Source organism: Moritella sp. JT01, assembly GCF_001574435.1.
In the GTDB taxonomy this organism is placed as follows: Bacteria; Pseudomonadota; Gammaproteobacteria; order Enterobacterales; family Moritellaceae; genus Moritella.
The window spans coordinates 1-20566 of the sequence record NZ_LOCN01000023.1; the positions used below are offsets into that span (position 1 = coordinate 1).

Here is a 20566-nt window from a genome sequence, read left to right on the forward strand (position 1 = left end):
AATGTCGGCCTGAAAAATTGATTGTCATATCATAATGCCTCTTCGAATATCGAAACATTATCAACATGTTGGTTTATTTAGTCAACTTTGCGACAGAACCTTTCGAAGTAGCTTGGGTATATATCATTTAGCGACAACAAAAAACGGGTTTAACACTGACTCTTGGTGGTTATACAATAATGGTGAACCATCAAGTTGCACTACTTTTGCACCTGCAGCACTAGCTACGGCATGTCCAGCGCCAGTGTCCCACCAACAAGTTGGACCTAATCGTGGATAACAATGTGCACTCCCTTCGGCAATCAAACAAAACTTCAATGAACTACCAACCGGAATAATATCTGTTTCTGTAAAACGCGATACATATAACGCCATTTCTGGACTTGCATGAGAACGCGAACCGACCACTTTAACGACTTCATCGTCAGGAATTGGTAACGCAGCTAACTTAACGGTTTCACCGCCATGTAATAAAAAAGCACCGTCAGTATTCGTATAATAAAGCTTATCTAATACAGGTGCATAAACAACACCTAATATTGGTTGCTGATTGTGGATCAAGGCAATGTTAACGGTAAACTCACCATTACGTTTAATAAACTCTTTGGTGCCATCGAGCGGATCAACAAGCCAAAATGTTTGCCATTGCTTTCGTTCATCCCAAGGGATATTTGCGCCTTCTTCCGACAAAATTGGGATATCAGGAGTAATCGCGCGTAAACTGGCAACAATAATGTCATTGGCTGCAATATCAGCTTCTGTCACTGGTGAGTTATCATCTTTCGTATCAACCTTAAAATCGCGCTGATAAATCGTTAATATCTCTTGTCCCGCTGCTACAGCGATATCATTAACCTGACTGACTAAATGATCGATTGAACTCTCTATTGAACTATCCATTTATTCGCTACGACTCCCTTACTGACACACGATTTTTATAAAAATGTTACTTAATATACGCTTACAAAACTGTTACTTAATATGACCTTGCTGTGAAAGATAAGTCATGATCTGTTGAACTGAAGTTGAAACCGGATTATTGCCATTATCTAGATACAATTCAGGTTTATTTGGCGCTTCATAAACAGAATCAATACCGGTAAAATTCTTGATCTCACCTGCTCGCGCTTTTTTATAAAGTCCCTTCGGATCACGCTGCTCACAAACCGTAAGATCCGCATCAACATGTATTTCGATAAACTCACTGTCACCCAATAATGAACGAACTAATTCACGCTCTTGACGGTGTGGCGAAATAAAAGCAGTTAATACAATAACACCGGCATCAACCATTAACTTCGCCACTTCTCCCACTCTGCGAATATTTTCTTTACGGTCATCATCGCTAAACCCCAGATCACCACATAAACCAAAACGCACATTATCGCCGTCTAACAAATACGTATGATAACCCGCTTTGTGTAATTCATTCTCTAATGCGCCCGCCACTGTCGACTTGCCAGAGCCACTTAAGCCCGTAAACCACAACACACAGGGTTGCTGTTGTTTATTCGCTGCTCTTGCTGCTTTATCTACAGTATGTTTATGCCACACGATATTTTCAGTTGCTGTTGTATCAGCATTACTTTCATTGGTAATTGTTGTCATTACATGCTCACAGATAAAATGGGAATACATATGGGATCATTACTAATACCACAGAGGAATAAGCAATCGATGTCGGGATACCGAGTTTAAGGTAGTCTGATAGCGCGTAATTTCCTGCACTATAAACCATCAGGTTGGTTTGATAACCGTAAGGCGAAATAAAGCTGGCACTGGCGCCAAAGATAACCGCCATAATGAAAGGTAACTCACTCACCCCATAACTTTGTGCCAAGCTAAATGCAATTGGGAATGCCAATGCGGCAGCGGCATTATTAGTAATTAACTCACTTAATAATAATGTCGCAAAATAAGTCGCAATAAACGCGGCTAATACCCCCCTGCCATTAAAAGCCTGTATTAAATAGTCCGCTAATAAATCTGAAACACCACTGGTTTGTAGCATGTTCGATAACGCTAATGCACTGCCAACGACGATCCAAAGATCAACGGGTAAACGTCTGCGAATTTCTTGCAAAGATAAAGTACCACTCATGCAAAGCAGTAATACGAATATAACTAAGCCTTTTAATAACGGTAATGTGCCCGTGAGTGCTAAAGCAATTGTGCCAACAAATCCAGCTAATACACCAATACTACGCTTATCACTTAAACGTGTGGCAACATCTAAACCACTGACCACGACAAAATCACGACTCAGATCTTTACTGTTTTTAAACTCTGCACCCGGTGCTAATAATAAGGTATCACCAGCACGTAATCGCACATTACCTAAGCCTCCGCGTAAAGGACTATGCCCACGGCGGATAGCCACAACCACAGAATCAAAATGTTCTCTAAATTTACTTTCTTTTAGAGTTAAGCCGTTTAATTTTGAGGAATGACTGACGATCACTTCAACAAGATGTTGACCATTCAGCTCACCTTGACCAAATAATTTCAGCCCTTTAATATCTTGCAGCACACCGACAGAATCAACGTCACCACAAAACAAAAGTTGATCATTGGCTTGCAATACTTCGTCTGGGCAGACAGGACAAATCACGTCGCCATTTCGCTGTATTTCGGCAAGATATAACTGTTTTAACGCACGTAAATTGTTTTCAGCAATGGTTTTTCCAACCAGGTCTGAATTAGGTTTTACATGTGCTTCTAAAAAATAGACTAATTCTTCACTCTCATCTTGGGTATGATCGGGTAACCGATGGCTCATGGTAATAAGTACAATCATGCCAGCAGCAAAACCAGCTAAACCGATAATAGAAAATTCAAAAAATCCCAATGAGGGAAGCCCTGCATCAACCACAAAACTATTCACAATCAGATTGGTCGATGTACCAATTAGCGTCAGTGTGCCACCAAAGATCGCAGCATAGGAAAGTGGAATAAGTAATTTAGTGGGCGCATGGGTATTGTTACGTTTCACGGCACCAATTAACGACGCAACAACAGCGGTATTATTGGTAAAAGAAGAGAGTAAAGCGGTAGAAATACCGAGTTTAGCAACCACAACCGTAAAACGGCCTGTGGATAACTGCCGTCCTATCCAGCTAATTAGACGCGTTTTTTCAATCGTAATCGAAATAAGCAATAATAAAATTAATGTGATAAGAGAAGGATTGGTAAATCCAGCCATGACTTGTGGCATTTCAATAAAACCAGACAAGTAAGCTAAAATAACCATCCCACCAAATAAACTCGATGGTCGAAACTTACCTGAGATAAGCAAACCAATGAAGATCACTAGTGAGACTAAAATGCTTCCCTGTATCACATTCATAACAACATCCTACAGCTTGCTAATATCGATAGCTTGCCATTGTGGGAAGTGCTTACGCACTAATGCATTCAACTCAACTTCAAAGTCACTAAACTCATGCGAGTTAGTACTCACTGTTGCATCAAGTATTTGCTCAATCATACCGGCACCAACAGTCACATTGGTTAAACGGTCAATAACAATAAAGCTGCCAGTGTCAGAAACATCGTTGTAGTTATCTGCAGGTACCAATTCAGTCAGCGTTAACTCACATAAACCGATTTCATTCAGTGTTAATGTGCTTGCCGCAGATTCAGCCATGGTATTCACATCGATCTTATGACGGATCAAATTGAACTGACCAGTCGTTTTTTTACTTGCCAGTTTAATGTCATATTGACGACCGGTTTGTAATGCCTGATCTGACATCCATACAACATTCGCCAATAATGAATCTGATAATTTGGGTTGATCAGCTACAGCAACAAGAATATCACCACGGCTCACATCAATTTCGTCAGTAAGCGTTAAGGTAATAGCTTGATCTTGATGTGCAGAGACTAACTCACCATCAAAAGTAACTATCGATTTGACTGTACTTGACTTACCTGATGGCAACGCAACCACTTCATCACCGACACTAATTTGACCTGCTGCGATAGTACCAGCGAAACCACGGAAATCGAGATTAGGACGATTCACATATTGCACAGGTAAACGGAATGGTTTATCAAGTGCTTCATCGGATGTATCAACCGCTTCTAAACATTCTAATAATGTACGGCCTTTAAACCAAGGTGTGTGCGTAGAACGATCAACAACGTTATCACCAAGTAAAGCTGACAATGGCGTGAATTCAATGGTAATGTCGTTAAGCTTTTCAGTAAAACCTAAGTATTCCTCTTTGATCTCTTCAAAACGCTGCTCAGAGAAATCAACAAGATCCATTTTATTAACGGCCACAACAAAATGTTTAATACCCAGTAATGACGCAATATACGAGTGACGTTTAGTTTGCGTTAATACCCCTTTACGCGCATCAATTAAGATCACCGCAAGATCACACGTTGAAGCACCTGTTGCCATATTACGCGTGTATTCTTCATGCCCCGGTGTATCAGCAATAATAAATTTACGTGTTGATGTCGAGAAATAGCGGTATGCTACATCAATGGTAATACCCTGCTCACGTTCAGCAGCAAGACCATCAACCAATAAGGCTAAATCAATCGCTTCACCTGTTGTACCAGACTTTTGGCTATCAACATGCAACGCAGCTAATTGATCTTCATAGATCTGGTGCGAGTCATGTAATAAACGACCAATAAGGCTACTCTTCCCATCATCAACACTACCGCAGGTTAAAAAGCGCAATAGGCTTTTATGCTGCTGTTGATGTAAGTAGGTTTCAATATCTGTTTGTGCTAATTCATTTGCTATTTGAGTGTTCATCTGCCCTGCTCCTACCTAGAAATAACCTTGACGTTTCTTCTGTTCCATTGAAGAAGAAGAATCATGATCAATCATACGTCCTTGTCGTTCACTGCTCGTCGCCAGTAACATCTCTTCAATAATTTCAGGCAATGTTGTCGCTTCAGACTCTACTGCGCCCGTTAATGGGTAACAGCCGAGGGTTCTAAAACGAACCATTTTTTCTTCTATCTTCTCGCCTTCTTTTAACTTCATGCGATCATCATCAACCATGATCAGCGCACCATCACGTTCTACAACAGGACGTTTGGCAGCAAGGTAAAGTGGCACAATTTCAATTTGTTCTTGGTAGATATATTGCCAAATATCCAGTTCAGTCCAGTTGGATAATGGGAACACACGAATGCTTTCACCTTTATTCACTTGGCCATTGTAAGTACGCCATAATTCAGGTCGTTGGTTTTTTGGATCCCAACGGTGATGCTTATCACGGAATGAATAGACACGCTCTTTGGCACGCGATTTTTCTTCATCACGTCGTGCGCCACCAAAAGCCGCATCAAAACCGTATTTATCCAGCGCCTGTTTAAGCCCTTGGGTTTTCATAATATCGGTATGCTTAGAGCTGCCGTGATCAAATGGACTACAGCCCATTGCGATCCCTTCTGGGTTTTGGTGTACTAACAGATCAAAACCGTATTTAGCAACCGTCTTGTCACGAAACTCAATCATTTCGCGAAACTTCCAGTTAGTATCAACATGCAATAATGGAAATGGGATCTTACCTGGGTAAAAAGCCTTACGAGCCAGGTGTAGCATCACTGACGAGTCTTTACCGATTGAATACATCATTACCGGATTATCAAACTCTGCCGCAACTTCCCTGATTATGTGGATACTTTCAGCTTCCAGCTGTTTAAGGTGGGTCAACCTCTGTTGATTCATCTTCTACTCCATCAGACCAAATTGGATAATTTCATATCGTTTGAATCAATATAGCGCCTTTACTTATAACCGACAAAGAACATAAGCTGATTTTTTATAACTTTTAGGAATATAGAAAGCTAACAGATAGATTATATAGAAAGTTATATAAAATTATTGTTGAAGGTAATGCGAGGCTAAAACAGCAGGTTATATTGCTCACTATCATTATCACCAGCAAGACCAACATATAAACCAATTAAACGAATGCTACGTTGTTCTTGCTTTGTCAATGCTTGTGCAAATAAGTCAGTAAAGAGATGTTCATCAAGCGTGGTAATACTTTGTTCTGCACTAGTAAGCGTAAAATCATTAAACTTAAGCTTAGCGCCTTGTTTAGTGATCCGCATATCAGGAGAAGCTTTTTCTAGGCGTTGCAACAAGGTTTGATATAGCTGAGGAAATAACGCCATACACTGTTCTAGCGTGACAATATCTTCTGGTAGAGTAATCTCAACCCCCACCGATTTACGATGTCGTTCATTGCAAACAGGGCGATTATCAATCCCCTGACAGCGTTCTAATAAGCTATGGCCTAACTTGCCAAAGCTATCAATAATATCTTCAGGTGGGAATTTAAGCACATCAGCACACGTATACAAGCCGACACGATTGAGCTTTTTCCAAGTGACTTTACCCACTCCTGGGATCTTATTTAGAGGTAAGTCTGCTACAAAGGATTTAACTTGCGATGGCGTGATAACAAACAGTCCATTCGGTTTATTTATATCTGATGCCACTTTCGCCAGGAACTTCACTGGTGCGACACCCGCAGACGCAGTGAGTGCCAACTCACTTTCGATAGTTTGACGAATATCTTCGGCAATTAACGTGGCACTACCAGAAAATAATTTACAATCAGAGACATCTAAATAAGCTTCATCTAACGATAAGGGTTCGATCAAATCGGTATAGCGAGAAAATATTTCATGGATCTGCGCTGAGACTTCTTTGTATACCTGCATGCGTGAGGGCACTAACGTTAAATCTGGACAGAGCTGCATTGCTTTATAAGAAGACATGGCAGAGCGCACCCCATATTGGCGGGCGATATAGTTGCACGTCGCGATCACCCCACGGCGATCACTCATCCCACCAATGGCAATAGGGATATCTTTATAGGCTGGATTATCACGTATTTCTACATTGGCGAAATACGCGTCCATATCGATATGAATTATTTTTTTCATGACTTAACTAGTTATAACCAAGTAAATATGACTGTATAAAAGACCAGTTAATTATAAATAAAATTAGTGGATAGAACAAATTATTAAATCAGAAATTGAAGATGATGAAGTTTATATATTGAACTTGAATTTTATTTAAGAGCATATATTTATCCTTAATTTGTACATCCATGTACAAATTAAGACAACGAATAAAATTAAATCAAATTTAATTTATCTACAATTGTCAGCCAACCGCCCGGTTCACGCATCAGTTTGTCCGCTCGTAGATGTTCACCGCCAAGTTTTAACTTGTGACCCGAAAAGTTAATTAATACTCTCTCTTTTTCTATTTTCCCAATTTGCGAAAATAACTCACGTACCATATCTAATGCAGGCGTCTCCCGAGCACATGCTCCCGATGAACCGGCCTTCATTTCATAAAACGCACGATGATGCAATTTTTTAGCCGCCTCTTCAATATCAAAAGCCATTTTCGATAATCGATGAGCCATTGTTTGCCCGTGTACAAAACTAATAGCAGCTGTAGCACCACCACCGACATTACCAGGAATAAGATCTGAAGCCAACGCAGCCGACTGCGATTCTACTTTAAGTTTTTTAGCATCAATAATAACCTTGCAAAGATTATATTCTTCTGTCAATTTTTTGCCTTTATAGTGACTAAGTAATTTCTTAAGCCTCACAAGATGCGCAACAGTCTTAGCATCAGAACGTCCATGGCGAGCGACACCTAACGCATTCACGTGAGTAACACTACTGAGCATACTGCCACCAAACGAAACCGAATCACCAATGATTTTCTTCACCATTCTCTTCTTAAAATATGCGGTAGTCTTAGTATTCGTATATAAGGCAGCATCAGCTGGAGAAAGTAGTGGGTTAGCTGTAAGTTGTGCCCCATTACTGAAGTTTGTTTTCCATTCATAAATATTAGTAACAGTGTCATGTACTAGCATTAATGGGCCTAGAATAGTAGAAGCTGAAGCTTCCAACGGCCCGACACCTGTATACGCGCTATCTCCATCCCGAATATGTTTAGCAAGGTCATTAAAACCATCAGCAGAATCCCCTATCCAACCTGCTATATCACCACGCCGGTCAATAGCTAAGGGCCCTAATGACTTTACACGGGCTAAAGCTTTTTGAGCCTTTGTGCTGGAAGGTGGATTCTGATTAGCACTTAATGCAGCATTACTCGTAGCGCTTGTCGCAGTGGTACCTACGCTGGCAATCCCTGCATTGGCCAGTACTGCATTTCTATTTCTTGCATTTTTTCTACCAAGCATAACTTTATTCTCTAATATATCGAATTAATGAAAACCTAAATATCTTCTCTGGATTTATTGACGTTTCAGACTCGAAACTGCTTTTATTATTTGTCTTAATCAAACACAAAATCGTCTTCCATATTAATTTTACATCTCATCCATCACCGAAAACGCAAGTAATCGCATAACTCGAGATAGAAAATTTAGAGATAAGAGTGCTAATAGCATACGTTGTCGATTACAGCTACAGTGTAAGGGATTGTAATCTACGGCTTAAATGACACAGCCGAAACATGAATAATCAAAAACAGAACTGTATAAAACTAATTAAGACAGGAGGAAATAATTGAACAAGGAAGGTGTAAAGATAGAACATTATATTGAGCCAAAAACAAAACAAGGTGCAGATGCACCTTGTTATATTTAGCTAATAGAAACTGTAAAAGCTAATTAAAATACATAACCAATACTTACCATGTATACCAATGGATCGATGTCTGTTTTAATTTTAACATCATCAGTACCTACCTTAAATGTCACATCAGTGCTGATATCCGCATACATTACCGATGCATTCACCAACCACTTATCATTGATCATATAGTCAATACCAAACTGTGCAGCTAAACCAACCGAATTACTCATATCTAAATTGCTCAAGCCAGCGTCAGTACCTGCATCATTAAACTTAGTATCATAAAAAACAGTAAAGTTAACACCAGCGCCCACATAAGGACGGAACTTAGAACTTGCATTACCAAAATAATACTGTGCTAATAGCGTTGGTGGTAGCTGATGAACTTCAGCAATAACACCGATTCCCTCTAATGCAACCTCATGGGTGAACGGGCTAGCAGCGACCAATTCAATACCAATATTATCTGTTGCCATATACGTAAAGTTAAGACCAAGTTGAGTATTATCATTTACCTCAAATTCACCTAAACCCAATACATTATCACTTGACTCATTTGGTGCTACAACGATGGCGCCCGCACGAACAATCATATCCCCTTGTTGATGAGCAAAAGCAGGGGCTGCAAGCGTTGCTGATAATAAAGATGCGGTGATTAATCCTGATAATATTTTATTGTTCATGTAGGCTCCATCAATTCGAGTATGTTTTTAATTTCAAATACAGCTTCATTACACTTGATGTTATTTTTCATAATTTCGTAATAAAACATTAACTTAGGTATACTTTACCACATTAAAAAAACACATATTTGATCCATATCAACCGCAAGCAGAATACTCACTAATGAGTACTACCAATATGTGAATAATATTGAATTAGATAATCAGCGTCTTTAGGAAGGTATTAAACAAGAAAAGTAATATCGATGGTTTAGAGAATTGAATGAAATGATTGGAAGAAAAAGCTATAAAGTGCGTATTGCACTTTATAGCCAGATGCTTAGCATAAACTAGATGATACGATGCTCGTTTAACATCTTTTGTTTAGCTTCTTCTTTTGCCATTTTAACTTTACGTTTATCGCAAGGATCGGGACAATCACACGCCTTTTCCATGCCTAAGTTACTAATACCACCACAGCTACCTGTGATCGATTTCTTTTGCACGATATAGCCAATCGACATACCAGCAATAACTAGCGCAAAAATAACAAATGTTGCAGCAAAATAAGCCATATTAGCCTCTATTTTAAATAACGTTCGAACTGTTTGGTATACACTTCATTATAACCTGAATCTGAATCTGACTTTGAGATCATCAATACAGCTAAGCCTTGCTGTTTGGCAAACTCAAGACCATCTTTCTCACCCATCACCATTAACGCCGTGGCGAATGCATCCGCAGTCATTGATGAAGTATGGATAACAGTCACAGAAACCAGCTTATGTTTAATTGGTCTACCGCTTACTGGATCAATCGTATGCGCAAAACGCTCACCATTAAGCTCGTAATAATTACGGTAATCACCTGATGTAGCAATTGCATTGTTACCAACAGCAATTACTTCTTGCACACTTTGACCGCCACCTGTCGGTTTCTCAACCGCAACTTGCCAATCAATACCGCGTGCATTCACACCATTAATACGCAGTTCACCGCCCACTTCGACCAGGTAGTTTTCAATCCCTAATGAAGTAAAATATTCAGCGATAACATCGACGCCATAACCTTTAGCAATTGAAGACAAATCAACGTATAAACCGTCAATGTCTTTGCTTAAAGTTGTTTCTGTCGCAGCTAAATGCTGAATACCAATACGTTGCTTAACAATATCTAATTCTTGCTGTGACGGTATTTGTTCTGGTTTATTATCTGGGCCAAATCCCCACAGATTAACCAAAGGACCAACGGTTACATCTAATGCACCATTCGTCAGTTTATTTAAACGAAGAGCTTCTAGCACGACTTTTGCCGTATCACGTGATACTTCAAAACCAGTAACTGCAACGCTTTGATTAAAGCGCGATAACTCTGAATTAGGACGATAAGTCGACATCTGATCGTTAACTAATTCTAAACGTTTATCAATCTCGACTTGGATATCTTGCTTATCTTGTTCAGACAGTGGGAAACCCACTACTTTCATATGATAAGTTGTACCCATAGTAGGACCAGAGAAAAGCACTTCTTCTGTACTTTTTTGCTCACTACAACCAAGAATGAAAATGGCTAGCCCCATCAGAGCTAGCCATCGATACATCGATTTGAATTGAATCAAAAACTATTAACCAAAGTCATCGAGTAAGATGTTTTCATCTTCAACACCAAGATCTTTCAGCATACCGATAACAGCAGCATTCATCATTGGTGGACCACACATGTAGTACTCACAATCTTCTGGCGCTTCATGATTCGCAAGATAATTCTCAAGGATCACGTTATGGATGAAGCCTGTGTAACCTTCCCAGTTATCTTCTGGTTGTGGATCACTTAATGCTACATGCCATTCAAAGTTTTCGTTTTCTTTAGCAAGCATATCGAAATCTTCTACATAGAACATTTCACGCTTAGAACGAGCACCATACCAGAATGAAACTTTACGGTCTGTATTTAGACGGTTAAGTTGATCAAAGATGTGTGAACGCATAGGCGCCATACCAGCACCACCACCAACAAATACCATTTCATTGTCAGTTTCTCTCGCGAAGAACTCACCAAATGGACCTGAAATCGTTACTTTATCGCCAGCTTTTAAGCTAAAGATGTACGAAGACATCTTACCCGCAGGTAAAGAAAGATTACGCGGCGGTGGCGTAGCAATACGCACGTTCAGCATGATGATACCCGCTTCTTCTGGGCAGTTAGCCATAGAATAAGCACGGATAGTTTCGTCATCAACTTTAGACTCGATGTCAAAGAAGCCAAAGTGCTTCCAGTCACCACGATATTCTTCAGGAATATCATAATCTGAATATTTAACATGGTGAGCTGGCGCTTCAATTTGGATATAACCACCGGCGCGGAAAGGAACCACTTCGCCGTTTGGAATAGCCATTTTAAGCTCTTTAATGAACGTTGCTTTGTTATCGTTAGAGATAACTTCACATTCCCATTTCTTCACACCAAAGATTTCTTCTGGTAGTTCGATGTCCATGTCAACTTTTACGCTAACTTGACATGCTAAACGCTCGCCTGCACGTGCTTCACCTTTAGAGATGTGATCAAGTTCAGTTGGAAGAATATCACCACCACCTGATTTAATTGTTACACGACATTGACCACATGTGCCACCACCACCACAAGCTGATGATACAAAAATACCACTACCTGCAAGTGCTCCGAGTAATTTACCACCCGCTCCAGCTACCACTGATTTATCAGCGTCACCGTTAATACTAATTGTAATATCACCTTCACTTACCAGTTTAGACTTAGCAAACAGAATTACTGTTACTAGTGCCAAAACGATAACCGTGAACATGACTACGCCGAGAATGATTTCCATCGACTTATCCTTTGCTCTTGAAACATGCTGACCGAAGCCAGCTGTTTGTTATAACTGAATACCAGAAAATGACATGAAACCTAGCGCCATAAGACCCGCTGTAATAAAGGTAATACCTAAACCACGTAGACCATCTGGCACATCTGAATATTTCATTTTCTCACGAATACCGGCCATCGCAACGATAGCTAACATCCAACCTAGACCACTGCCAAAACCATATACTATTGATTCTGTGAAGTTGTAGTCACGTTGTACCATGAAAGATACACCACCGAAGATTGCACAGTTTACTGTGATCAACGGTAGGAAAATACCCAGTGCGTTATATAAAGCTGGTAAGTATTTATCTAATACCATCTCTAAGATTTGTACTAGTGCAGCAATTACACCAATGAACGTGATGAAACCTAGGAAGCTTAAATCTGCTTCAGGGAAACCAGCCCATGCAAGTGCACCTGGTGCAAGTATGCCACTATAGATAACTTGGTTAACAGGGATTGAAATGGTAAGTACAGCTGTTACTGCAACACCAAGACCAATCGCTGTTGTCACTTTCTTAGAGACTGCAAGGAATGTACACATGCCTAAGAAAAATGATAATGCTAAGTTTTCAATGAAAATAGCACGTACGAATAAACTAATATAATGTTCCATCGTTTACCCCTTTGGCTCAACTTGCTCTGGTTTCCACGTACGTAGAGCCCAAATCAATAAACCAATGATGAAGAATGCACTTGGCGGAAGTAGTAGTAGACCATTTGACTGATACCAACCACCATTTTGGATTAGTGGTAAGATTTCAATACCAAACCAAGTACCAGAACCAAAGATTTCACGCACTGTCGCAACAGCTAATAAAATAGCACCGTAACCTAAACCGTTACCGATACCATCTAAGAAACTAGGAATTGGCTTGCTCTTCATTGCGTATGCTTCAGCACGACCCATTACAATACAGTTTGTAATGATCAGACCAACGAATACCGAAAGCTCTTTTGATAACTGGAACGCTACCGCTTTAAGTACTTGGTCAACAACGATTACAAGTGATGCAATGATCGCCATTTGCACAATAATACGCACGCTATTCGGGATCATGTTACGTACTAACGAGATAAAGAAACTTGAAAATGCTGTTACCAACATTACCGCTAGCGTCATCACTAATGCAGTTTCCATCTTAGTTGTTACAGCCAGAGCAGAACAAACACCTAGGATTTGTAATGCAATTGGGTTGTTAGTAACGATGGGTGAGGTAACTACTTCTCTTAACTCAGACTTAGCCATTGTTTAAGCCTCCGTTTTGCAATTTCTTCAAGAAAGGACCAAAACCGTTTTCACCAATCCAGAACTGGAATGTATTTTCAACACCTTGGCTAGTTAGCGTCGCGCCAGATAGACCATCAATACCTGAAGGTGTCTTACCTTGACCGCCACCTTTCACGATACGGATTGCAACATCACCATTCGCATCGAATAGTTGCTTGCCTTCCCATTTAGCTGTCCACTGTGGGTTTAACACTTCACCACCTAGACCCGGAGTCTCATTTTGGTCATAGTACTGAATGCGTTTCACTGTTTTGCCATCTTTGTCGATTGCAACGAATGCATACATAGTTGACCATAAGCCACGACCGTATACAGGTAAAACATAAGATTCAATATTACCCTGTGCATCTTTTACAAGATAAACATCAGCAACATTTGAGCGGCGTTTGATACCAGCAACATCTTTACCTTTTAGGTCGGTACTTTTCGCTAGATCTTTTACGTTTTGAAGTTGATCAAATGTCGCTGCATTTTCTTCAACATACTCACCCGTACTTAAATCAACAAATTTAGCTTCAACAAATTCAGCGTAAATTTCGCCAACGTTCGCATTTGCTTCTAACTTGCCAGCAACAGAAAGTAGGTTAGTTTGCTTATCTAATGCTTTGTTAGCATTTTGAGCATCACGTAAGCCTACAGCTGCACCAGATACGATGATTGAACAAACTAAACACAGCGCCGTAACGACTGCGATAGTTCTCATTGGAGTTTCTTTACTAGCCATTGCGTGCAAGTCTCCGTTTAATGTTAGCTTGAACCACAAAGTGATCAAATAGAGGTGCGAATAAGTTAGCAAATAAGATTGCTAGCATCATACCTTCAGGGAATGCAGGGTTAACTACACGAATCAGTACAACCATTAGGCCGATAAGGATACCGTAAGCCCATTTACCGCTATCAGTAAATGATGCAGATACAGGATCAGTCGCCATGAACATCATACCAAATGCGAAACCACCCAGTACTAAATGCCAGTAGAATGGTACTTCGAACATTGGATTAGTATCAGAACCAATCATGTTGAATAGTAAGCTTGTCGCTACCATACCAATCATTACACCAGCAACAATTCTCCATGATGCGATACGAGCAAACAATAAAACACCGCCGCCTAATAGGATTAGCAATGTAGATACTTCACCCGTAGAACCTTGCATGTTACCAATGAATGCATCCGCCCAAGTCAATGAACTTGTTAGACCTTCAAGACCGCCAGCAGCTGCAGAGCTTAGTGCTGTAGCACCAGAGAAACCATCAACAGCAGTCCAAACAGCATCACCTGAAATATCAGATGGGTATGCGAAGAATAAGAACGCACGACCTGCTAATGCAGGGTTTAAGAAGTTCTTACCTGTACCACCGAATACTTCTTTCGCGATTACAACACCGAAAGTAATACCGATAGCCGCTTGCCATAATGGAATGTTAGCAGGCAGGATAAGTGCAAATAGGATAGATGTTACGAAGAAACCTTCATTTACTTCATGCTTACGCACTGCCGCAAATAAAACTTCCCAGAAACCGCCCACTATAAACACGGTTGCGTAAATAGGAAGGAAATAAACAGCACCGTATAGCATATTGGCTATGATACCGGCACCCTCACCCATCGTCACGCCAAGTGCACTCAGTAGCGCAACATGCCAGTCATCAAATGCGATACCTGCACCTGTTGCGATAGCCGTATTTGCTTGAGCACCAATGTTGTACATACCCCAAAAAATCATTGGGAAAGTACACATCCACACCATAATCATGATACGTTTTAAATCGATGTTATCACGTACGTGTGTTTTACCTTTTGTCACAAAGCCAGGTGTAAATAGGCCAGTTGCAATTGCTTCATACAGGGCAAACCACTTCTCGTGTTTACCACCTGGTTCGAAGTGATGTTCAATCTCTTCGATATAATTCTTAAGACCCATGCTTAACCTTCCTTCTCAATTGTCGTTAGACAATCACGTAGAATTGGACCAAAGTCGTACTTACCAGGGCAAGAGAAAGTACATAATGCTAGATCTTCTTCGTCTAATTCAAGACAACCTAACGTAATCGCTTCGTCTGTATCACCCGTTACTAATGAACGCAGTAACATATTTGGTAAGATATCTAATGGCATAACACGCTCATAGTTACCAATAGGCATCATTGCACGATCACTACCACCAGTGGTTGTAGTAAAGTTGAATTGACGTGCGCGGTTGAATGCAGAAGTAAATACGTTAGCGATAGAGAATTTGTCGCTACCAGGTTTCATGTACCCGATGAACTCTTTCTCACGGCCTTCAGCTAATACACTGATTTGGCTGTGGTAACGGCCAAGATAAGCATGTACACCTTCCGACTTAACACCAGATAATACAGAACCTGAAATAATGCGATTTTCACCGGCATTAAGTTCACTTGCAGTTAATTCTGTAATTGATGCGCCTAGACGAGTGCTAATTAAACGTGGATTTTTCACAGCAGGGCCTGCGAGTGAAATAACACGGTCAGTATGTAGTTCACCAGTAGTGAATAACTTACCAAAAGCGATAACATCTTGATAGCCAATAGACCAAACAGTACGGTTCGTACCCGCTGATTCTAATAAATGGATATGTGTACCAGCAAGGCCAGCAGGATGAGGGCCAGCAAATGCTTGCTCTTCAACATTTGATGCTGTTGATTTAGGTAATGTACCTTCCGCTTTACAAACGTAAACTTTACCGCTTGTTAAAAGTGAAATAACATTTAAACCATCAACAAATGCATCGCTGTTTTGATTAATAATTAATGCAGCATCTGCAGCTAATGGGTTAGTATCCATCGCTGTAACGAAGATTGCTGATGCATTACTATCAATTGCAGGAACACGGCTAAATGGACGAGTGCGTAATGCAGTCCATAAACCTGAGTCTACAAGATTGTTAACCACTACATCGCGGTCAAGATTAGCAATTTCAGTTGACTTGAACTGAGCGAATTTCTCACTCTCGTTACCGTCTACGTCAATCACTACCGATTGTAAGACCCGCTTAGCGCCACGGTTAACTTCAGCAATTGTTCCTGCAGCGAAGGCTGTATATTTTACGCCCGGCGTCTTTTTGTCTTCAAAAAGAACCTGACCTTTCTTAACACGATCACCAACTTTAATACTCATCGTTGGGCGCATTCCAATATACTCTTCACCTAGAACAGCAACTCGTTTGATAGCAGGGCCACCATGAATCACTTGCTCAGGTTTACCTGCGATAGGTAGATCCAGTCCTTTTTTTATCGTAATCATACTCACATGCACTACTTTTTTTAGGAAGATAAAGAACACTTTTATCAACAAAAAACGGTACGCCTAAAACAACCCACAAGTAGGTACTCACAAGGCGGTACGTCTTAGTTAACAAAAAATTTTGGCTTATTCTAGCACTAATTTAATATGATTGCTCGCACTTCATCATGTAACGAGTACTTATAAAGCAAACTTATCAAAGCGTAACTAAATCATAAATAAAAGATTAAAAACAAAAGCTTAAGCTAAGTTAAAATACATGAATCAGTTAATAAAGTATAAAAACATATTTTATATAACTCATTTAAATCATATTTGATGATAGATCGATTAATTAAAAAAACAGCTTCGAGAATTAACATTAACTCACAGTATGTAACATACAATTAATCATTTATTTAAATTTACGGATAATTAGCCTAAACAATCTGGAGACTCGGGAATTTTTTGATCTTGATCATTTTTTTTAGCCCATTGATCAGGGGTATAGGCATGAATTGATAATGCGTGAATACCCGCTTCAAATTGAGCCACCAACGCAGTGTTAACCATTCGATGACGCGCAATCAACATTTTCCCTTCAAATTCCGTCGCAACGATCACCACCGAAAAATGGATTTCGGTGCCCGGTGGCACATTGTGTTTATGACTATCACAAACCACCTCTAAATGCTGAATATCAAAGCTCGCCAATAACTGCTGTTTAATATCGTTACCTAATGACATTTAAAAACCTCTTCTTTTATATATTTAGTAAAATAACAGTGTAAAATGCACGATCAACCTGAACTGGATCATATTATGAACACTGAACTATCTCTTGAAAGTATCGAATTATCTTTGTACCGCTACCCTAAACGTAGCGTTGAGCAACTGCAAGCTTGGGACTCTGCTGATGAGTATATTCTTAATACTGTTGCAGATTTAACGCTTGCTGAACAATCTTCAATACTTATCTTCAATGATAGTTTTGGTGCATTAACCTGTGCGTATAATCAACACAATGTCACGACAGTGAGTGATTCGTGGATCAGCCATGCGGCAATCGCGCAAAATCTAGATGAAAATGAGTTAAGCACAGAACAAGTAAAAGTCCAAGACTGTCTTGCTGCGTTACCGAAAAATATTGATTTAGTCTTAATTAAGATCCCACGTACATTATCTTTATTAGAACATCAATTGGCAATGCTTAGCCATGTTGTAACGCCGAACACGACGATCATTGCGGGTGCAAAAGCGAAAGATATTCATAATTCTACCTTAGCGTTATTTGAAAAGTACCTCGGCGAGACTAAAACATCATTAGCGAAGAAAAAATCACGTTTGATCTTCTCGACTATCACAGAAACGAAAGCACTAGAGATCCCTGCGCCAGTGGCTTGGGATATAGCGAAAACAAATATCTCGTTATCTAATCATGCCAATGTATTTTCACGTAACAATTTAGATATTGGCGGCAACTTCTTTATGCAGTATTTACCAAAAGGTGAATACCAGCATATTATCGATCTTGGCTGTGGTAACGGTGTTATCGGTATTACTGCGGCACGCTTAAACCCACAAGCTAAAATCACCTTTGTGGATGAGTCATTCATGGCAATTGCATCAGCGAAAGAAAATGCAGCGGCTAATATAGCCAATCACGAACCTGACGTTGAATTTTTAGTGAATAACTGCCTTTACGATTACGAACCACACAGTGTTGATCTGGTGTTATGCAATCCTCCATTCCACCAAGAAAAAGCGATTACCGATCATATTGCATGGCAAATGTTCAAAGATGCTCACCGCGCATTAGCTTGGGGCGGCGCACTTTACATTGTTGGTAACCGCCATCTTGATTACCATATCAAACTTGACCGCCTATTCGATAATCATGAAATTGTCGCCTCAAATGCCAAGTTTGTTATTATTAAGGCGCAAAAATAATATGCTAAAAAAACTGCTGTTAAGTATCAGTCTATTACTAACCGCCTGTGCGAGTGCCCCTCAGCAAGTTAATATTACGGCTGAGCCAGCGCCATTAACAACGCAATATACAGGTACTCAGGTCTCGCTAACAAGTAAAGACATCCGTGATGCGAATTACTTAATTGCGATCCATAAAGTCGGTGAACCAGCACTGTTGCTTAATAACCAAAGCTCACTGGTTAACCTTACAACGGCGAAACTACAACAGGGGTGGGAGCAGCAGGGCTTAGTTTTCTCACCACAAGCAGACATCGCGATTAATCTTGAACTGCAAACCGCAAGAATTGATGTTCAACAAGATAGCTTTGAGCATCAAGCTGAATCAACGCTAATGCTGATCGTATCAATTGATAATAAAGGTCAAACACTGACGAAGCAATTTCGCAGTGCATCAACCTTAACAGGCGCATTTAGCCCATCAATGAGTGACTTAGAAACGAAGTTTTCTCAGCAATTATCGTCGCTATTGAACGATGTATTTAATGATCAACAGATCAGTGATTATCTAACACGTTAATTATACTAATTATTTAACTCGCTAATTATAGTAAGCATACAATTGCAAAAGCCTCGCTCGATGACTTATCACAAGTATCGAGCGAGGCTTTATATTTTCTTACTGTAACCAATTAGAAATAATCGTTAAACTCGATTATTTCAGCATAGTGATGCTTTCAATCACTATGTTAGTTAATGGTACATCACTGTAATACTTCTTTTTACCGGTTGGTTGTTTTGCCATTTTATCAACAACATCCATCCCCTTAATCACACGGCCAAACACGGCATAACCCGCTTGCGACGGACTTGAACCCGAACGATTTAAGAAATTATTATTTTTTAGATTAATGAAAAACTGCGATGTAGCTGAATTGGGGTTATTCGTACGCGCCAATGCCAATGTGCCGCGCTCATTACTCAAGCCATTATTCGCTTCATTAACAACTGGTTTTTTTGTTACCTGCTTTTCAAGGTTTTCATTAAAACCACCTGTTTGCGCCATAAATCCAGGGATCACACGGTGGAAAATAATACCGCTATAAAAATCACTTTCAACATAACTGATAAAGTTAGCCACAGACACCGGAGCTTGTTCTGGATATAGCGCAATCGTTATATCGCCAAGGTTAGTTTTGATTAAAGCTTTAGTTTCTGCCGCGATCGCGGTATTAAACATAAATGTTGAACACAAAATTAAGAGTAATTTTGAAAAAAAGTGATTTATTCGCATGATATAGGTTCCATTCAGTTATAAAAATAAGCGTACGCTTCGCTACTATAGCAGATGTTTGATCTTTGAAGGATCTTCTAACATCTTAGACATTGACGAGCGCGTTTATGACATGAATATGAATTATTGTTATTTTTTTAAGTTCAACACTTAAAAAAATTAATCTTTTGAGATGTTTCACACTTTACCCATTAATCAGTATTAAGAATGTTCTAATTAATGACAGCTTAATTTTTTAGTCTAGGATTAGAATCAGATACGAACAAATGAGGATATTTGCATGGAAGCGAAAAAGTTCATTGACGAGAAATCTGACGTTTTAGCTAACTATCTCGATTTTTTTCTAATGAAAAAACTTAGTTATGCGCAATTAAACCATTTTCTCTGGGAAACATTACGAGAATGGGATGATTTGGATATTTATGACGAGTCTACAAGTAGCTGTAAAGAACAGGTCTTTTGGTTCCTGTTATTTGAGCTAAAAAGCTGGTCAAGCCAACAGATTTTTTCCAACAGAATATTGCGCCAGCAATTACATACCGGCGCTTTATTTCTACAGGGTCAGGGGGTTAAACCATACAACTGTATTGGTATTAGACCTATCACGGAATATTTGGACTAATTTCGCCATCACAATTATA

At 39.7% G+C, this 20566-nt stretch carries 21 protein-coding genes; 3 read left to right on the forward strand and 18 right to left on the reverse strand.

Annotation, left to right across the window (positions count from 1 at the left end; genetic code table 11):
- Window positions 1–123 precede the first annotated feature (123 nt).
- The 17 genes from cysQ to AKG98_RS16720 form a co-directional block, all read right to left on the reverse strand.
- The gene (gene cysQ / locus AKG98_RS16640) at window positions 124–900 is read right to left on the reverse strand and encodes a 3'(2'),5'-bisphosphate nucleotidase CysQ (RefSeq protein ID WP_067048394.1); all 777 of its coding nucleotides are present in this window, start codon (window positions 898–900) and stop codon (window positions 124–126) included.
- A 72-nt stretch (window positions 901–972) separates the two neighbouring features.
- Complete coding sequence (gene cysC / locus AKG98_RS16645; RefSeq protein ID WP_067048619.1) at window positions 973–1608, reverse strand: adenylyl-sulfate kinase; 636 nt, start codon at window positions 1606–1608, stop codon at window positions 973–975.
- A gap of 7 nt (window positions 1609–1615) precedes the next feature.
- Window positions 1616–3346: an SLC13 family permease gene (locus AKG98_RS16650; RefSeq protein WP_067048395.1), complete on the reverse strand. Its 1731-nt coding sequence runs from the start codon at window positions 3344–3346 to the stop codon at window positions 1616–1618.
- A gap of 9 nt (window positions 3347–3355) precedes the next feature.
- Window positions 3356–4777 (reverse strand): sulfate adenylyltransferase subunit CysN, encoded by a 1422-nt coding sequence (gene cysN / locus AKG98_RS16655; RefSeq protein ID WP_067048398.1) that lies wholly within the window; start codon window positions 4775–4777, stop codon window positions 3356–3358.
- Window positions 4778–4792: 15 nt separating this feature from the next.
- Window positions 4793–5701 (reverse strand): sulfate adenylyltransferase subunit CysD, encoded by a 909-nt coding sequence (gene cysD / locus AKG98_RS16660; RefSeq protein WP_067048401.1) that lies wholly within the window; start codon window positions 5699–5701, stop codon window positions 4793–4795.
- A gap of 176 nt (window positions 5702–5877) precedes the next feature.
- Complete coding sequence (gene dinB / locus AKG98_RS16665; RefSeq protein ID WP_067048404.1) at window positions 5878–6930, reverse strand: DNA polymerase IV; 1053 nt, start codon at window positions 6928–6930, stop codon at window positions 5878–5880.
- A gap of 197 nt (window positions 6931–7127) precedes the next feature.
- Entirely contained in the window at window positions 7128–8219 is a 1092-nt protein-coding gene (locus AKG98_RS16670; protein ID WP_067048407.1) for a hypothetical protein, read from the reverse strand.
- A gap of 432 nt (window positions 8220–8651) precedes the next feature.
- Window positions 8652–9299 (reverse strand): outer membrane protein OmpW, encoded by a 648-nt coding sequence (gene ompW / locus AKG98_RS16675; RefSeq protein WP_067048410.1) that lies wholly within the window; start codon window positions 9297–9299, stop codon window positions 8652–8654.
- Between the two features lie 329 nt (window positions 9300–9628).
- Window positions 9629–9853: a (Na+)-NQR maturation NqrM gene (nqrM, locus tag AKG98_RS16680; protein WP_067048413.1), complete on the reverse strand. Its 225-nt coding sequence runs from the start codon at window positions 9851–9853 to the stop codon at window positions 9629–9631.
- An 8-nt stretch (window positions 9854–9861) separates the two neighbouring features.
- Window positions 9862–10857, reverse strand: a complete 996-nt coding sequence (locus tag AKG98_RS16685) for an FAD:protein FMN transferase (protein ID WP_067048416.1) — start codon at window positions 10855–10857, stop codon at window positions 9862–9864.
- A gap of 45 nt (window positions 10858–10902) precedes the next feature.
- A complete protein-coding gene (gene nqrF / locus AKG98_RS16690; protein WP_067048419.1) occupies window positions 10903–12123 on the reverse strand; it encodes an NADH:ubiquinone reductase (Na(+)-transporting) subunit F in 1221 nt (406 codons plus the stop codon).
- A gap of 48 nt (window positions 12124–12171) precedes the next feature.
- Complete coding sequence (gene nqrE, locus AKG98_RS16695) at window positions 12172–12780, reverse strand: NADH:ubiquinone reductase (Na(+)-transporting) subunit E (RefSeq protein WP_067048420.1); 609 nt, start codon at window positions 12778–12780, stop codon at window positions 12172–12174.
- 3 nt (window positions 12781–12783) lie between these two features.
- Window positions 12784–13413: an NADH:ubiquinone reductase (Na(+)-transporting) subunit D gene (locus tag AKG98_RS16700; RefSeq protein ID WP_067048421.1), complete on the reverse strand. Its 630-nt coding sequence runs from the start codon at window positions 13411–13413 to the stop codon at window positions 12784–12786.
- A complete protein-coding gene (locus AKG98_RS16705) occupies window positions 13406–14179 on the reverse strand; it encodes a Na(+)-translocating NADH-quinone reductase subunit C (protein ID WP_067048423.1) in 774 nt (257 codons plus the stop codon). Before AKG98_RS16705 ends, AKG98_RS16700 begins: the two co-directional genes overlap by 8 nt.
- Window positions 14172–15380 carry an NADH:ubiquinone reductase (Na(+)-transporting) subunit B gene (locus AKG98_RS16710; protein WP_067048426.1) on the reverse strand — a complete coding sequence of 403 codons (1209 nt, stop codon included), beginning with the start codon at window positions 15378–15380 and terminating at the stop codon, window positions 14172–14174. Before AKG98_RS16710 ends, AKG98_RS16705 begins: the two co-directional genes overlap by 8 nt.
- A 2-nt stretch (window positions 15381–15382) precedes the next feature.
- Window positions 15383–16723: a Na(+)-translocating NADH-quinone reductase subunit A gene (locus AKG98_RS16715; protein WP_067048622.1), complete on the reverse strand. Its 1341-nt coding sequence runs from the start codon at window positions 16721–16723 to the stop codon at window positions 15383–15385.
- 414 nt (window positions 16724–17137) lie between these two features.
- Window positions 17138–17449, reverse strand: coding sequence for a BolA family transcriptional regulator (locus AKG98_RS16720; protein WP_067048430.1), 312 nt, complete (start codon window positions 17447–17449; stop codon window positions 17138–17140).
- A gap of 75 nt (window positions 17450–17524) precedes the next feature.
- On the opposite strand from AKG98_RS16720, the gene AKG98_RS16725 reads away from it, so the two are divergent.
- Entirely contained in the window at window positions 17525–18652 is a 1128-nt protein-coding gene (locus tag AKG98_RS16725) for a methyltransferase (RefSeq protein ID WP_067048625.1), read from the forward strand.
- Window position 18653: 1 nt separating this feature from the next.
- Complete coding sequence (locus tag AKG98_RS16730; protein ID WP_067048433.1) at window positions 18654–19211, forward strand: YajG family lipoprotein; 558 nt, start codon at window positions 18654–18656, stop codon at window positions 19209–19211.
- A 135-nt stretch (window positions 19212–19346) separates the two neighbouring features.
- On the opposite strand, the gene AKG98_RS16735 is transcribed toward AKG98_RS16730, so the two are convergent.
- Window positions 19347–19871 carry a peptidylprolyl isomerase gene (locus tag AKG98_RS16735; protein WP_083544002.1) on the reverse strand — a complete coding sequence of 175 codons (525 nt, stop codon included), beginning with the start codon at window positions 19869–19871 and terminating at the stop codon, window positions 19347–19349.
- Window positions 19872–20205: 334 nt separating this feature from the next.
- On the opposite strand from AKG98_RS16735, the gene AKG98_RS16740 reads away from it, so the two are divergent.
- On the forward strand, window positions 20206–20547 hold the full coding sequence (locus AKG98_RS16740) for a hypothetical protein (protein WP_067048439.1): 342 nt from the start codon (window positions 20206–20208) through the stop codon (window positions 20545–20547).
- Window positions 20548–20566 lie beyond the last annotated feature (19 nt).